This is a genomic window from Burkholderia crassaminum (genome assembly GCF_964265005.1).
Lineage (GTDB): Bacteria > Pseudomonadota > Gammaproteobacteria > Burkholderiales > Burkholderiaceae > Burkholderia.
The window spans coordinates 1,833,689-1,849,194 of record NZ_OZ183799.1 but is presented as its reverse complement, the minus strand read 5'-3'; the positions used below and the strand labels follow the sequence as shown (position 1 = coordinate 1,849,194).

The window sequence follows — 15,506 nt, the reverse complement described above, 5'->3', positions numbered from 1 at the left end:
TGTGCTCAAAGCGCGCGCGGATACTTTTTTTTAACGCGCGGCTAAATATTTGCGCGGCCCGTTCGTCTATCAGGGAGGAAAGCCGGAACGGGGCCCGCGCCTCGCCCGCCGCTTTCGCGCCAGTTTTGCCGTTTCCGCGTTTTCGCCTGCCTTCCCTTTACCGACGTTGCCGATGACAGCTGCCCACGAGCCTTCTTCCCCGCCGTCCCTCGACGCCTCCCCCGCCCGCCCCGCGGCGCGGCTGATCCTTGCGCTGCTGCGCGAAAGCCGCGCGTCGCTCGCGCTGGCGCTCACCGCGTGCGTGCTGAACGGCGTCGCGAGCGTGCTGCTCGTCGCGACGCTGAACCGCGCGCTGTCGCAGCCAGGCGCCGCCGACACGTCGCTCGCATGGCGGTTCGCGCTGTGCGCGGTGATCGCGCTCGTCACGCGGATCGTGTCGGGGACGCTGTTCGCGCGCCTGTCGCAAGACACGATGGCGCGGCTGCGCGTGCATCTCGCGCGGCGTGTCGGCGCGGCCGAACTGCGCGACATCGAGCGGATCGGCGCGGCACCCGTGCAGTCGGTGCTGACCGACGACGCGACCAACGTATCGATGCTGTTCTTCGCACTGCCGAACCTGGTCATGCACGGCTCGATCGTGTTCGGCTGCCTCGGCTATCTCGCGTGGCTGTCGTGGCCTGTGTGCCTGCTGGCGCTGGCCGCGATCGTCGCCGGCTCGCTCGGCTATCACACCGGCGATCGCCGCGCGATCGCGTCGCTCGAAGCGGCCGGCCAGGCGCAGGACCGCCTGTTCGGCTATCTCGGCTCGCTGTTTTCCGGCGCGAAAGAGCTGAAACTGCACGATGAACGCGCACGCCAGTTCGTCGACGGCCAGCTCGGCGCCGCGATCGGCGAAGTGCGCGACCACCGCCGCCGCGCGTTCAGCGCGTACGCGGTCGGCGTCGGCTGGATCATCTTCCTGTTCTATGCGTTCCTCGGCGTCGCGTCGTTCTGGCCGCAGCTCGGCGTGCATGCCGATCCGGCCACGGCCGCCGGCTACGTCGTCGTGTTCCTGTTCATGCTCGTGCCGCTCGACGGACTGCTGAACAACCTGCCGACCGTCAACGCGGCACGCGTATCGCTGACGCGGATCGAAGGCGTGATGGCCGAATTCGGCGCGCTGCGCACGGTGCCGCCCGCGGCCGACGCACCCGACGTGCCGCCGGCCGGCGCCGTCACGCTGCGCGGCGTCACGCATGCGTACTTCCACGAGCGCGACGAACGGATGTTCAGCGTCGGGCCGATCGACCTGACGATCAAGCCGGGCGAGCTCGTGTTCATCGTCGGCGGCAACGGCAGCGGCAAGACGACGCTCGCGAAGGTGCTGACGGGGCTCTACGAGCCGGAGGAAGGCACGATCGAGGTCGACGGCCGCCCGATCGGCTGGCGCGAGCGAGCAGCGTATCGGCAGCGCTTCAGCGCGGTGTTCAACGATTTCCACCTGTTCGATGCGCTGCTCGGCATCGTCGATCCCGACGATCCGTCCCGCGCGCAGGCCGATGCGCGTGCGAACGCGCTCGTCGCGAAGCTCGCACTCGACCACAAGGTGAAAGTGGTCGACGGCGCGTTCTCGACCCGCGCGCTGTCGACCGGGCAGCGCAAGCGGCTCGCCCTCGTCGTCGCGTACCTGGAGGACCGGCCGTTCTACCTGTTCGACGAATGGGCGGCCGACCAGGATCCGTCGTTCAAGGCCGTGTTCTACGAGCAGTTGCTGCCGGAGCTGCGTGCGCGCGGCAAGGCCGTGATCGTGATCACGCACGACGACCGCTACTTCGATCTCGCCGACCGCTTGTTGAAGCTCGACAACGGGCGCATCGTCAGCGACACGACGCCGGCGCGGTCACGCGCGCAGGATGGCGTCGACGCGCTGAGCGCGTAATACGGCAGTCGATGGAAAAAAATCGCCGACGCGCTGCAACGGCAGTGCGTCGGCGATTTTCGTTTCGGAAGGACATGTTTCGGGCGCGTTGCGCGATCGTGGAAAGGCCCCGGCGATTCACCGCGAGCCAGGCCGACCGCAACGCCGTGCCCGTCGAAGCCGAAGCCGAAGCGGCATCACCCGCCGCTCGACCGCCGCACGCTCAACGCACGGCCGGCAGCTTCAGCATCGTGTCGGTCATCACGTCGGCCAGTTTCAGCGCCGACATCGGCCCGCCGAACCCCCAGATATTGCGTTCGATGAGCGCGATCCGGTGTTCCCTCATCGCAGGCACGAAGCGCCACACCGGCGAATCGAGTTTCGATGACAGCGGCACGTCCATGCCCGAAGCAGTCACGAACAGCACGGCCAGCTCGCGCTGCCTGAGCAAATCGGCCGACGTCACGTACAGCGTGCCTTCCCGCGTCGGCTTCTGCGGCCACGGCTCGAGCCCGAGCGCCCGCGCGAGGCCCGCCGACGTGCTGTTGCCCGTGTAGGCCCAGTAGCGGTCGGGCAAGCCGAGATCCTGCAGCAGCGCAACGCGCTCGCCTTTTCTGCCCGCGGCCGCGAGCCGCGCCGCATTGCGCGCGATGCCCGCATCGAGTTGTGCATCGACCGCTTGCGCGCGCGCATCGCGCCCCGTGACCGCACCGATCGTCCGGAAGATCTGCCGCATCCAGTCGAGCTGCGTGACCGGCACGCCGCCGTCCGATACGTTCGGGCTGAACTGGAACAGGATGGTCGGCGCGATCCGGTCGAGCGCGTCGAAAATCGGCGCATGCCGGAAGCCGACGCCGATGATCAGGTCGGGCTTGACCGCCGCAATCGCCTCGAGGCCCGGCTCCTGGCGCGAACCGATGTCGGTCACGCTGGCGAGCCGGTCGCTTTGAAAGCCGAGCCAGCCCGGATAGAACGCCGTATCGGCCATCCCGACCGGCACGAGGTCGAGCGCGATCACGCTTTCCGCGAACATGAAGTCGAGCGCGACCACGCGCTGCGGCCGCACCGGCATCGTCGCACTCGCCTGCGACACGACGGGGTTGCCGGCCAGCGACACCGCACCCGGCGCACGCACGCCCTGCGCGCGATGCGCATCGAGGGTCGCGGCAACGGCGCCGGACGATGCGGATAGCGCGCCGCAACACGCAGCGCCGAGCGCCGCGAGTGCGCCGAGTGCGTGCCGGCGGCCGGCATCCGTCACCGGATCGCGTCCTGCTCGGCCAGCGCCGCGTCGTCCATCGTCAGTAGCAGGGGGCAGCTTCCACACAGTTGCGTTTCTCCAGGAATTTCATAGCGCAGGCAGCACACGCGGCGCGCGCGGAACGGCGTCGGCAGCAGCGCCGAGCGCGGCACGGCATCGCGCACGGGCATCCGCAACGGATTCGGTTCGCATGCGAAACACGTCGCGCCGAACAGCCAGCCCGCGTCGCGCACCGGATCGGCCACGCATGGCAGCGCACGATACGTATCGAGCAGATAGTCGAGCAGGTTGCCCGCGTTGCTCCACAGCACACGCGGCGTGACGCGCCCCATCGCCGCGAGCAGGTCGATCACAGCGCCGAGATGCGCGACGAGCCCCGCATAGCGGGGCGCAGGATCGTCGCAGGGTTCGCCGAGCGCATCGTGCGTGAAGTACAGTGCGGCGGGCATTCCGTCGTCGAGCGCGACGAACGTGCGCTCGGGCGACATGTCGAGCGGCCGGCCGAGCGTCAGCGCGGCGACGACGCCGGCCGGCGCCGCGCGGCCGAAATAGTATTTGCTCCATTGCGACATCAGCGCGCGCGCATGCTGCGCCGGATCGCCGCCGTAATGGCGGACCATCGCGTCGAGCACGATGTCGCGATGCGCCGGCAACGCGCTGACCGGCACGATGAGGCGGCCCGGCGCGTGCGCGTCGTCGGGCATGCCGAGCCAGACGACGTCGAGGTGTTCGGCGAACGGTTCGGGCGCGAACGCCGAGAAACGCGTGGCGCGCGCGCCGTCGAGCGGCGGTGTCATCGCCCCGCGCGCCGGGCGCGGCGCCCCTCGAGAATCAGCAGCCCGAGCAGGTACGGTGCGCCGATCAGCGCGGTCAGCACGCCGGCCGGCACTTCGCGCGGCGCGACGACCGTGCGCGCAGCGAGATCCGCCACACCGAGGATCAGCGCGCCGCACGCGGCCGCGAGCCACAGCCGCGTACGGTGCCGGCGCGCGCCGAGCATCGTCGCGACGTGCGGCGCCATCAACCCGATGAAGCCGACCGGCCCGACCGCCGCGACGGCCGCGCACGCGGCGAGCGTTGCGATCGTCAGCGCGAGCGGCCGCAGCGCGGCCACCGGCAGGCCGAGTGCGGCCGCCTGGTCGTCGCCGAGCGCGAGCATGTCGAGCGGTTTCGCGAGCCACGCGAACACGGGCACCGCGAGCACGCACCACGGCAGCAGCATCGACACCTCGCCCCAGCTCCGGCCGTAAGTCCCGCCGACGAGCCACACGACGAAGCGCGCGGGCTGCACGCTTTCCTGCGTGATCAGCCATTGCGCGAGCGTGGTCCACAGCGCGCCGATCACGATGCCCGTCAGCGCCACGGCGAGCGGCGCGTAACGATGCCGGTGATTCAGCGCGAGCGTGATCGCGAGCGACAGCCCGCCGCCGATCAGCGCGGCGGCCGCGAGCGTCACGTGGCCCATCAGCGGCCATGTCGACAACGCGAACAGCGTGACGAGCCCCGCACCCTGCGTGACACCGAGCACTTCGGGGCCCGCGAGCGGATTGCGCACGACGCTTTGCATCGCGACGCCGCTGACCGCGAGCAGTGCGCCCGAGAGGAGCGCGCACAGCAGCCGCGGCATGCGCAAGTCGATCAGCATCCGCGCGAGCGCATCGTGACCGGACAGCGCAGCGGACCAGCGTGAGATCGACAGCCACTCGGGGCCGGCCGACACGCCTACAAAAACGACGAGCACGCCGATCACGACGAACAGCGCCGTGCGCAGCGGCCAGCCGAGCCGTTCGAGCCAGCCGACGAGCCGCGTCGAGCCGCCGCCCGCCGCGCGTTCGGCATCCGCGTGCAGTACGCCCGACCACGCGGCCCCGCGCCGGATCATCGCAAGCATCAGCGGCGTGCCGACCAGCGCGATCGCGACGCCGGTCGACAGCGTTGCGTCGAGATCCGACGCGAGCACCGCGCTGTCGGTGACGAGGACGAGCGCCCCGCCCGCGAGCGCCGACAGCGGCACCAGCACGCCGAGCCGAGCCGCGCGCGCGCCGCGCACCTGGCGCAGCAGGTTCGGCGCGACGAGGCCGACATACGACAGCGGGCCCGCGATACTGACGGCCACGCTCGTGAACGCGACCGCGACGATCGTCGCGGCGAGCCGCGTTGCGTCGACGCGCACGCCGGCCGCGGCCGCCGCGTCGTCGCCGAGTGTGAGCGGATTCAGCGGCCGGATCACGAACGGCAATGCGATCAGCGGCACGACGAGCCAGCGCGCTGCGAGCGCGAGGCCCGTCGCGCCCGGCTGGTACAGGCTGCCGTTGGTCCACAGCGCGGCGCCCGCGATGTTCTGCTCGAAGAAGGCGAGCACGAGCGTCGACAGCGCGGCGAACAGCAGCATGCACACGCTGCCCGCTAGCACGAGGCGCAGCGGCGTTGCACGCCAGCCGCCGGCCGCGACGATCGCGCAGGCGGCAGCGGCCAGCCCGCACACGAACAGCAGCGGCACCGATGCGACGCCGGCCAGCGCCGGCACGAGCATCGCCGCGAGCAGGCCGAGCTGGGCGCCGCCCGTCACGCCGAGCAAATCAGGCGACGCGAGCGGATTGCGCGTGAGCGACTGAAACAGCGCGCCCGCGATGCCGAGGCACCCGCCCGCGACGAGCGCAGCCGCGACGCGCGGCAGGTTGAGGTCGAACAGGAACACGTGCGCAAGCGCAGCGGCATCGCTGCCGGGCACCGCGCTCCACCACACGCGCAGATCGGGGGCGACGCGCAGCACCGCCAGTGCCGCGATCAACGCGACGAGACCGATCGCGATCGTACCGGCCCGGCCCGACGCCGTGCCCCTCCCCGCCGCTGCGAGGCGCTTGCGCATCGCGAACGTGGTCATACGGCGAGATCCCGGTCGAAAACGCCGGCCGCCTGCGGCGCGCCGTCGGTCGTCGGCCCATAGGCCGGCACACACATCGGTGCACCCGTCTGCGGATGCGCGAGCTTCAGCATCTCGACGCCGAACGCCGCGCGCAGCCGCGCCGGATCGAGCATCGCGTCGGGTGTGCCCTGCGCGACGAGGCGGCCCGCACGCATCAGCACGATCTCGTCGCTGTACGCGGCCGCCTGGTTCAGGTCGTGCAGCACCCAGACGATCGTCAGCCCGCGCGTGCGGTTCAGCGTGCGCAGCGCATCGAGGATGTCGAGCTGGTGATGGATGTCGAGATAGGTCGTCGGCTCGTCGAGCAGCACGATCGGCGCCTGCTGCGCGAGCGCCATCGCGATCCACGCGCGCTGACGCTCGCCGCCCGACAGTGCGCCGACGTCGCGATCCGCATCGTCGGCGAGGCCGCTCGTCTCGAGCGCCTCGTCGATCGCTGCATGGTCGGCGCGTGACAGGCCGCGCAGGAAGCCGCCGTATGCATAACGCCCGTACGCGACGAGCTCGCGCACCGTGAGGCCCGACGGAATCTGGTTGAACTGCGCGAGCATCGTCAGCTCGCGCGCGAGCGCGCGACGGCGAAACGCTGCGAGCGGCTGCCCGTTCACTTCGACATGGCCGGCACGCGCGGGCTGCAGGCCCGCGAGCGTGCGCAGCAGCGTGCTCTTGCCGCAGCCGTTCGGTCCGCACAGCGCGGTTACGCGGCCGGCCGCGATCGACAGGTCCAGCCCGTCGATCACGACATGGTCGCGATATCCTACCGACAGCCCGCGCGCGGCAAGCGCGGCGGTACTACGCGTCATCAATCCTCCGTTCGGTCGCGCGGGACCGTATAACTCTGCGCCATCGCGACGACCACCTTGCGCGGCCCCTCGAACGGGTCGCGCGCATGCGCGGTCAGCATGTTGTCGAGCATCAGCACGTCACCCGTGCGCCACGGGAACACGATGCGCTGCTGGTCGAGCACGCCGCGGATTTCCGCGAGTGCGTCAGCCTCGAGCGGTTCGCCGTCGCCGTAATACACGTTGCGCGGCACGTTCTCGAGCCCGACCGCGTCGACCAGCGCTTCCTGCATGTCGTCGTCGAGCGCCGACAGGTGAAACAGGTTCGCCTGGTTGAACCACACGCGCTCTCCGGTGCGCGGATGGCGCGCAACCGCCTGGCAGCGCTCGCGGGTACGCAGCAACAGCTCGCCGTCGTCGTCGGTGCGCCATGTGCATTCGATGCCGCGCGCCGCGCACATCCGCTCGACTTCGGCCGGCTCGTCGGTGCCGAACGACTGCTGCCACGGCAGGTCGAGCCCCTGCCCGAAATTGCGCACGTACAGCAGCTCGCGCTTCTCGAAGCGCGCAACGAGCGCCGGGTCGAGCGCACGGTAGACGGCGCGGCTGTCCGCGATCGGCGTCGCACCGCCCTTCGGTGCCGCGAGCGCGCAGTGGAACCAGATCCGCAGCGGCCATTCGCGCGTGTACGACTGCTCGTTGTGCAGCGGAATCGCGCGGTGCGGCGGGTATTCGGTTGACGTGTAGACGGCGCCTTCGACCTGACTGCGCGGCGTCGATGCGTATTCATAGCCGATCAGCGGATCGCCGAACGACGCCGCGAACTGCTGGAACGCGTCGATCGACGGCACGTGAAAACCCGTGAACAGCACGCCGCCCGCCCGTTCGAGCGTGTCGGCCGCGATCTCGCGCGCCAGCGGCGCGACGTCGTCGATCGACATCCCGTCGCTGCCGCGCGGCGACACGACGGTGGGCAGCCCCGGCTCGATACGCAGGTCGTCGAGCGTCGGCAACGAAAGCTGGGTCATGCAACGTCCTCTTCAGGTGGCGCGCCGCACACACGGCGCAGCGGGTCACGACGCGCGCGATGCGCGCTCGCCGTCCATTGCGCGGCGCAGGCTCGCGGGGCGCATGTCGGTCCAGACGGACTCGATGTGCGCGAGACAGTCGGCTTTCGGGCCGCTCACGCCGACCTCGCGCCAGCCGGCCGGCACGGGCCGGAACGTCGGCCAGATCGAATACTGTTCTTCGTCGTTGATGACGACCGTATAGACGAGGTCGTCGGTGTCGGCGGAAGGCGTCGTGGCTTGCGTCATGATCGGGAATCGCTGAGGCGGTTGAAGGTGGCAAAGCGGGTGGCAAATCGGATTGCAAAGCGGCGGTTTCGGCCGCTCCTGTCTGATAGACGATTGGCCGGCGCGGTTTTTTACCCGCGCTTAGCGGCGCCGCGCGCGGCCGCCCAGGAACACCGGGCACGCGACGCCGCGATGGCATGCATCGAGGCATTCCGCGCAGTGACGCTCCGCATCGCGCACCATGAAATGCACGAGCGTCTGCGACACGTTCAGCGCGCGCGCAGCGGTCTGCAGCGTCTCCTCGCGCAGCCGCACCATCTCGAATGCCGCGCGGCTGCGCGCCGGCAGGTCGTCGAGCGCGGCCCATACGCGCCGCAGCGTATCGCGCGTCAGCAGTGCGGCTTCCGGCGTCGGCTCGGGCGACGGTACGTCGATGCCGTCGTCCTCTTCCGTGTGATAGACGTTCTCGAGGTTTTGCCGGCGGCACGCGTCGATCGACGCATTGCGCACCATCCGCGTCACGTACGCGACCGGCTGGCGCACCGCATCCTGGTTCGGGAATTCGACGAGCTTCACGAACACGTCATGTACGACGTCCTCGGCACGGCTCGCGCAGCCGACGAAGCCGCGCGCGACATTAACGAGCATCGCGCGATGCGAGATCAGCACGTCGAGCAACGCGCCCTGCGCACGGGGCTCCGCGGCGCGGCGCGCACGCGGCGGCCGGTCCGGATGACTGCCGAAGAACGGGTTCGCCGCTGTCGCCGCCGGTCGGTCGAGCACTTCCGCCATCGCCATCGATCTGCTCCGTCAAATTCCGAGATAGCGCAATTTAACGTAAACGCAAATCATTCTCAATCCGATTACGAGATGACCCTTTCGATTATCGGGATTTGTCTGAATAATTGGCGAAATCGTTGCCAGGGCGGATGGGACGCGAGCCCGTGGGCCCGGTAGGTGGTCATCGGTCAATCCGGACGGCGTGACCGGCTTGCGACACGCCGACACGATCTTTCACGTGCCTGACGAAACGCCTGCACCTGTCATTTGCGGTAGCAACTTCTTACCACGTGAAATTTTGGGGGCTCGTACGATCGGGGTGCTGTTTCCACGGGAGAAAACCATGAAATCCATCGTGTTATCCGCTGTCATGGTTGGCGCGCTGTCGAGCGTGATGCTGACCGGGTGCGTTGCCTATCCTGCCGGCCCGGCTCAAGTCACGATCGGCTGGCACGGCGATCGTTACTGGGATGGGAATCGCTACTGGGAGCGCCGCGACTGGGAAGCGCAGCATCCCCGCGGAAATGACGACCGCCGCGACGACCATCGGGACGACCGACGCGACGACCAGCGGCCGCAGTGGTAAGGCCCGCCCTCTTCCCGTGATTCACTGTTCAACGACAAGGACTTCAACATGAAAACGCTACTGAAATCGCTCGCCGTCGCGGCGCTTGCCGCTGCCGTGCTCGTGCCGGCCATCGCCGAAGCGCATCCGCACCGCGTGTGTCACTTCGACCATCACCATCACAAGATGTGCCGCTGGGTGCGGTAAACGAAACAAGGCGCCGGAGAACCGGCGCCTTGTTTCATCGCTTCACCTGCGTGCGGCTGCGGCCGGCAACCGCGGCAGGCATCGCGCGAACTGCGCCGGGCTGACGGGCATGCGGCACACGCTTCGCTGTATCGCTGCGTCCGGCTTCGCCGCCAGCATCCGTGACACCGCCTTCTGCGGTGAAGCCCGGACCCGTACTGCGTCGGCGCCCGGGCTCGCCGGCCGCAACGCGCGCAGGGTCGCCGCATCGATGTGCACTTGCCAGAACTGCGGCCTGTAGTCGGGATCGCCGTCGCGATAGCCCTGCCCCGTGATGGTCTGCCCGTCGGGGCTCACGCCGATCACGTTGGCCAGGTTCAGCGTGCCGACCGACAGGCCGGCCGCTTCGAGCAACGCAACGAGGCTGCGCATGCCGCTTTGCGGCGTCCACACGAAGACGCGCTCGACACCGGTCTGCCCGTTGCTCGACGTGCCGATGACGACCCGCCCGTCCGTGCTGATCGATTGCGCGTAGCTGCTGTCGTCGCCGTCGAGAAAACCGAGCCGCTGGATGCTGTCGCCGCCGTTCGTCCACAGCACGGCCTCCGAGTCGACCCGTTGTCCATCCGGCGTGACCACCAGAGTGCCGAGCGAACCGGCGATCGTCCGTTCGTCTTCGGTCACACCACGGGCCAGATCCATTCTGGCCACGCCCGCGTTGATCGTCGGCAACAGTCGTTCACCGATTCGTTCTGTCCAAAGGAGCGCACGCGAGCCATACACGCCGTCGACATTGCCGGCGAACCCGGTTGCCGCATTCCCGGACGAGGTCATCGACAGGAGCTGCACGGCATAGTCGCCGCCCGGCGGCAACTCGCGGAAACCCCTCGGCTGGTCCCACATGAACCGTGCATTCCGGCCGTCTGTCGTCGTGAAGCTGCCCGTCATCCTCGTGCCGGCGAGGTTCGCGACTTCGACCCATGCGCCCCAGCCCGCCGTATCCGGAACGAGTTTTTGTGTGCGACCGTCGCCGGGCCATCGCACCGCCCATCGATCGAGGTTGCTGCTTTCCGCCTGGCGCGCGCTGATCGAGCCGCCGATCACCTGCCCGTCGCCCGACACCGTCTGTGCCAGCGAGTCATAGGCGTTCGCCGGCGCGGCCAGCCGCTGCCAGCCCGTCGTGGCCGACCACGAGAAGGCCATCGAGTTACCGGGCTGCGCTTCGCTCCAGTAGGAGCCGATGATCGTCTTGCCGTCCGCGCTGACGGCCTTGCCGTCGTACCGCATATTGCGCGGCCCGCCCAGGTCGCCGATCACGGTCAGCGAATAACCGCCGGCCGATACCGTCTGTGCGTGAGCCGTGCCTGCCATCGAAGCAACGCACAGTGTCGCTGCCATGGTGCCCTTCAGAATCATCTCCGTCTCCCCCGAAAAAGACGCTCGGCCGTCGGCCTGCCTTGCACGGCAAATTCCCGCTCAGGCCGCGCTCGCATGCGTCAGTAGATAAACAATCGAATCGTCGCCGTACCGTTGAACGGACCGATCTTCGGCGGACCGAACGCCTTCAGCACGGCATCAAGCGTCACGCTCTGGTAGTTCACACTTCCCGGCATCTGGGCGAGCACGAACTGTTCGTTAAACGCAATCGCCTTGCCGTTTCGGTCCTCGATGCCGATGCCGAAATTACTCTTCGGATCCGGCACGAGCAGCCCGTTCTGCACCGTCTGCGAAGTCTCGAAGTAGCCGTCCACGCGCACCGGCACGTTGCATTGCTTGGTCAGCGCGAGACTGAACGACTTGCGCGGCACCGCTGGCGAGAAACCGTTGCCCGTCGCCTGAACCTGGCCGAACTTCACGATGCCGGGCTCCGGCGTGACCTTCACGTCGACCATGCAGGGGGTCGGCTTGAGATTCTGGAGACCGCTCAGTTTGTAGCGGAAGCTTCCCTTGCTGTTCAGCCCGCGCTCGCCGTCGAACTGAAATACCGCATAGATATCCGAGGGTGGCCTCGTCCATGCCCCCCGCTTGCGAATGACCACCTGATACGTAATGCTGATGGGCCATTTCGGACACATTCCGGCATCGACCTGCCGGTCGTTCAGCTCGCAGATTTTCACGGAGCGGTGCGTGTCGATGCCGTCCCCCGGCTGGCTGCTGCGTCCGTAGTAGTCGGCGCCCTCGAAGCGAATGCCGACTTCGAGCCCCCACGCGGCAGGATTCTGTTTCTCCGGGTTCGCGTAGAAATAGATCTGTTCGGGGAAATTCTGCAACCCGCCGATATCCTTGTAGCAATAGCCCGTTGTCGTGCGCGGCGGCGACACCCAGATCACGTAACCATCCGGCGCGTCGGTCGGATACGACGCGACATTGCCGATCGCCTCGGTCAGCGACAGGCCGCCGCTGTTCGCAATACATTTCAGTGCCCACGCCGGCTGCGCGAACATGACGAACAGCGCGAGCACACACCACCTGAGCCAGGCCGGCATGCGCAACGCGATCCCATTTCGTCGCGCGCCGCTCATTTCTTCACGCTCTTGCAAGCACCGGCCTCACACGCATACTCGACCGCCACCTGGCCGCCGTAATCGTCGACGTGCGTGACGAACAGCGTCGCCGGCGTCGCGGCCTTGAACGGCACATCGGCCGTGCTCATCGGGCTGACCATCACCGGCTCCAGCGGCACGTGCGTCTTCTGCACGCCCGATGCCAGGTCGACGATCGTGATGTGATACGGCGTCGGATTGTCGAACACGAGCTTGTGTGCGGCCGAATCGACACGCAACGTCATCGGCAGCGTCCAGTCCTCGTCGCGCGCGGGCTGCACGGCCTTCGGCCGGTAGAACAGCTTCATCTGCGTATGCAGCGCGATCTGCAGCGTGTTCGGCGTATCCGTCTTCGGCGGCACTTCACGGATGTTCAGGTAGAACACCGATTCGCGATCGGCCGGCAGCTCGGTGCCCGGCAGCTTCGCGATCCGCAGCACGTTGCGCTCGTTCGCCTCGACGCGCTGCAGCGGCGGCACGACCATCAGCGGCGACGTGATCTTGTTGCCCTTCGCGTCCTCGAGCCACGACTGCACGAGATACGGGTATGTCGTGCTCTTGTTGGTGATCGTGACGACCGCGGCCTGTTCGCCTTCGTTGAAGATCACGCGCGTACGATCGGGCACGATCGCCGCGTGCGCGGCGCCTGCGAACAGCGCGCCGGCGGTCGCGAGCACGCACCATGCGCGCCGCGGAAAGGAAAGGGAGAAGGAATTTTTCATCGCTGGATCCGTGAATTCATCGTTCGACCCGTGCGGCCGCTGCGTGCGACTCGCCGGGCGTCTGGCACGTCACCGGGATCGGCGTGCCTTCGAGTTGGAGCTGGTTCGGCAGCGTGTCGATCGTGCACAGCGTGCGTTCGCCCGCACGCACCGCCAGCATGGATTTCGGTTGAACCTGGGTCAGGAACGCCGCGCCGCCCTCGCCGACGATGCCGAGCTCCTTGCCGTTCGCCATGTCCTGCACCGACGCGCCGAACGGCAGCGGCTTGCCGGCCGGGTCGGTCAGCGTCAGGTACAGGTTGCTGCCGCGCGCGGCGGAGAACTTCACGAAGCCGATCGCGCCGTCGGTCAGCACCATGCGCTGGATCGGGTTCGACACCTGCACTTCGAGCGGCAGTTTCTCGACGTTGACGGTCGCGTCGTAGACGTTGTACGGCGAGATGCCGTCGAGCACCGCATAGCCGCGCGAATCGGTATGCGAGAGCGTGCCGGACAGCGGCACATCGGGCACGCCGTCGGTCGATACCAGCAGCCGCGTGTCGCCCGCATTGCCGTTCGAGTGCGCCGAGACGCCGTATTGCGTCGCGACGAACGAGCCGTCGACTTCGAGCGACGCGGCCGCATACGCATTGGCGAGCGTCGACGCCTGCGCGGTCAGCTGATACGCCGACGAGCGCTGCCGGTAGCTCGCGTTCGCCGACGCACGTCCGTCGGTCGCGCCCGCGTTGACCTGGTAGGTGCGGCCATCCGGATCGTCGTAGATGTAGCCGGCGTTCACGCTCGTGCTGCCGCTGCCCGTCGTCAGGTTCGACGTGACGGTGTGACGGCCGCCGATCGGCAACGTCGCGGTGACCGATACCTGGTTGCCGCTCGCACCGGCGCTCTGCGTGCGGAAGGCCGACACGCTCACGTTCAGGTTGCGCAGCGTGCCGATCGAGAATGCCCGCGTCAGCGTGAGGCCGACGCGCTGCTCGTTCGCACGTTGCCAGTAGGTCGTCTGGTCGTAGGAAAAATAGGTCGACGTGTCGCCGAAACGCTTCGACAGCGTCGCCGAGTAGCGCTGCTTGCTGTTGGCGAGGCCGTACGCGGTCGGGTCGCCCGAGAACTGCGCGAAGTTCGTGTATTCGCGCTCGGAGAAGCGATAGCCGAAGAAACGCACGTCGGCATCGAGCCCGTCGAAGTGCTTCGAATAGTTGATGCGGTACGAGTTGCCGTTGCGCGTCGCGCCGTTCCACCACAGCTTCGCCCGCGCATGCGTGACGTCGGCCGACAGCGCGCCGAACGCACCGAAATCGCGACCGACGCCGAGCGCGATCGACGTATAGCCCGACGCGGCGATGAAACCGCCATACGCGGTGACGTCGAACGGCAGGCCGTAGGCGATTTCACCGAAACCGAAGAACGGTGTGATGCCGGCGCCGCCAAAGAGCCGCGGCTTGCCGACGGCGGCCTTGTAGCGCAGTTGCCCGGCGCGCGCGAGGAACGGCACGGCGGCCGTCGTCACCTGGAAGCGTTGCACGCTGCCGTCCTCTTCCTCGACTGCAACGTCGAGCGTGCCCTGCACGCTCGTGTTGATGTTCTGCAGTGCGAAGGCGCCCGGCGACACGCGCGTCACGTACAGCACGCGGCCTGCCTGGGACACGGTCACGGTTGCGTTGGTGCGCGCGACGCCCGAGATCAGCGGCGCATAGCCGCGCAGCGAAGGCGGCAGCATGCGGTCGTCGCTGCGGATCGACGCACCCGTCAGCGCGAACGTGTCGAAAATGTCGGAGGTCAGGTAGTCGTCGCCGAACGTCACCGTCGACTGGATCGACGGCAGCGCACGAAATGCGTAAAGCCGGCTGAAGCGGAACGTGCGGTCCGCGTAGGCCGTATTGCCCACGTTCGATTGCGCCTGGTAGTCGCCGCGAAAGCGCCATGCGTCCCAGTTCGCGCCAACCGTCCCGTAGGCCTGGATCGAATTCGTCTGGCTACCGCCCGTGCCGAAGTTGCGGTTCGTGTTCGCGATCACGCGATAGTCGAGCATCGCGCCCGGAATCCCTTCTGACCACCGCGACGGCGGCAGGTAGGTCGTATCGGTGAACTCGAGCGCAGCTTGCGGAATCGTGACCTTGAGCCGCCCGTCGCTTTTCAGGTAGCGCACGGTCGCCCCCTCGATCGCGCCGAGGTCGACGCAACGTCCGCCCTGGAAGCGCGGCAGGTCCTTCAGGAGCGACGGCTTCAACCCGAACTGCGCGACAAGTTCCGGACGCAGGCACGGTTTGCCTGCCCCCGACGCGTCGACGGCGATGAACTCGATCGCCTGCAGCCCGTAGAACAGGTCGTTGACCTGTACGTCGAGCATGTACTCGCCCGGAAGCGTGAAGTCCGCCTGCGAAAACTGCGACAGGTCGACATTGTTCGAGCCGTCGATGTTCAGGAACGACGAATTGAATTCCGTCGCATGGCTCTGGCTGCCGACAACCAGCACGGAGACGCAAAGGAAGGAATGTCTGATTCGCACGCGGCGCTACCGGAAGTCCAAAGAGGGGGAAAAAGAGGAAAAACGA

Annotated in this window: 14 protein-coding genes; 3 read left to right on the top strand and 11 right to left on the bottom strand. The window is 67.9% G+C overall.

From position 1 onward, the window contains the following. The first annotated feature begins 172 nt into the window (after positions 1-172). Entirely contained in the window at positions 173-1,918 is a 1,746-nt protein-coding gene (locus ACPTTF_RS08525) for a cyclic peptide export ABC transporter (protein ID WP_423370876.1), read from the top strand. 202 nt (positions 1,919-2,120) lie between these two features. Here the strand turns inward: ACPTTF_RS08525 and ACPTTF_RS08520 are convergent, their stop codons facing one another. The 7 genes from ACPTTF_RS08520 to ACPTTF_RS08490 all read right to left on the bottom strand — a co-directional run bounded on the left by ACPTTF_RS08520 (position 2,121) and on the right by ACPTTF_RS08490 (position 8,959). Next, positions 2,121-3,158 carry an ABC transporter substrate-binding protein gene (locus tag ACPTTF_RS08520; RefSeq protein ID WP_423370875.1) on the bottom strand — a complete coding sequence of 346 codons (1,038 nt, stop codon included), beginning with the start codon at positions 3,156-3,158 and terminating at the stop codon, positions 2,121-2,123. Then, positions 3,155-3,955 (bottom strand): siderophore-iron reductase FhuF, encoded by an 801-nt coding sequence (gene fhuF, locus ACPTTF_RS08515; RefSeq protein WP_423370874.1) that lies wholly within the window; start codon positions 3,953-3,955, stop codon positions 3,155-3,157. Before fhuF ends, ACPTTF_RS08520 begins: the two co-directional genes overlap by 4 nt. Next, positions 3,952-6,042, bottom strand: a complete 2,091-nt coding sequence (gene fhuB, locus ACPTTF_RS08510) for a Fe(3+)-hydroxamate ABC transporter permease FhuB (protein WP_423370873.1) — start codon at positions 6,040-6,042, stop codon at positions 3,952-3,954. Before fhuB ends, fhuF begins: the two co-directional genes overlap by 4 nt. Next, positions 6,039-6,887 carry an ABC transporter ATP-binding protein gene (locus ACPTTF_RS08505; protein ID WP_166964285.1) on the bottom strand — a complete coding sequence of 283 codons (849 nt, stop codon included), beginning with the start codon at positions 6,885-6,887 and terminating at the stop codon, positions 6,039-6,041. The genes fhuB and ACPTTF_RS08505 overlap by 4 nt, the downstream gene beginning before the upstream one ends. Continuing rightward, the gene (locus ACPTTF_RS08500) at positions 6,887-7,894 is read right to left on the bottom strand and encodes a TauD/TfdA family dioxygenase (protein ID WP_423370872.1); all 1,008 of its coding nucleotides are present in this window, start codon (positions 7,892-7,894) and stop codon (positions 6,887-6,889) included. The genes ACPTTF_RS08505 and ACPTTF_RS08500 overlap by 1 nt, the downstream gene beginning before the upstream one ends. 45 nt (positions 7,895-7,939) lie before the next feature. Beyond that, positions 7,940-8,182, bottom strand: coding sequence for an MbtH family protein (locus ACPTTF_RS08495; protein ID WP_166964281.1), 243 nt, complete (start codon positions 8,180-8,182; stop codon positions 7,940-7,942). A gap of 120 nt (positions 8,183-8,302) precedes the next feature. After that, positions 8,303-8,959, bottom strand: coding sequence for an RNA polymerase factor sigma-70 (locus ACPTTF_RS08490; protein ID WP_166964273.1), 657 nt, complete (start codon positions 8,957-8,959; stop codon positions 8,303-8,305). A 325-nt stretch (positions 8,960-9,284) separates the two neighbouring features. Here ACPTTF_RS08490 and ACPTTF_RS08485 point away from each other — a divergent pair, with 325 nt between their 5' ends. Further along, positions 9,285-9,527, top strand: a complete 243-nt coding sequence (locus ACPTTF_RS08485) for a hypothetical protein (RefSeq protein ID WP_166964271.1) — start codon at positions 9,285-9,287, stop codon at positions 9,525-9,527. A 48-nt stretch (positions 9,528-9,575) separates the two neighbouring features. Beyond that, entirely contained in the window at positions 9,576-9,713 is a 138-nt protein-coding gene (locus ACPTTF_RS08480; protein WP_166964269.1) for an HHHH-motif protein, read from the top strand. Positions 9,714-9,755: 42 nt separating this feature from the next. Here ACPTTF_RS08480 and ACPTTF_RS08475 read toward each other — a convergent pair whose 3' ends face one another. The 4 genes from ACPTTF_RS08475 to ACPTTF_RS08460 all read right to left on the bottom strand — a co-directional run bounded on the left by ACPTTF_RS08475 (position 9,756) and on the right by ACPTTF_RS08460 (position 15,427). After that, the gene (locus ACPTTF_RS08475; RefSeq protein ID WP_423370871.1) at positions 9,756-11,090 is read right to left on the bottom strand and encodes a calcium-binding protein; all 1,335 of its coding nucleotides are present in this window, start codon (positions 11,088-11,090) and stop codon (positions 9,756-9,758) included. A gap of 98 nt (positions 11,091-11,188) precedes the next feature. Beyond that, positions 11,189-12,214, bottom strand: a complete 1,026-nt coding sequence (locus tag ACPTTF_RS08470) for a fimbrial protein (protein WP_423370870.1) — start codon at positions 12,212-12,214, stop codon at positions 11,189-11,191. Then, on the bottom strand, positions 12,211-12,957 hold the full coding sequence (locus ACPTTF_RS08465; protein WP_423370869.1) for a fimbrial biogenesis chaperone: 747 nt from the start codon (positions 12,955-12,957) through the stop codon (positions 12,211-12,213). Before ACPTTF_RS08465 ends, ACPTTF_RS08470 begins: the two co-directional genes overlap by 4 nt. Positions 12,958-12,973: 16 nt before the next feature. Next, positions 12,974-15,427: a fimbria/pilus outer membrane usher protein gene (locus ACPTTF_RS08460; protein ID WP_166964398.1), complete on the bottom strand. Its 2,454-nt coding sequence runs from the start codon at positions 15,425-15,427 to the stop codon at positions 12,974-12,976. Between the last annotated feature and the right edge of the window lie 79 nt (positions 15,428-15,506).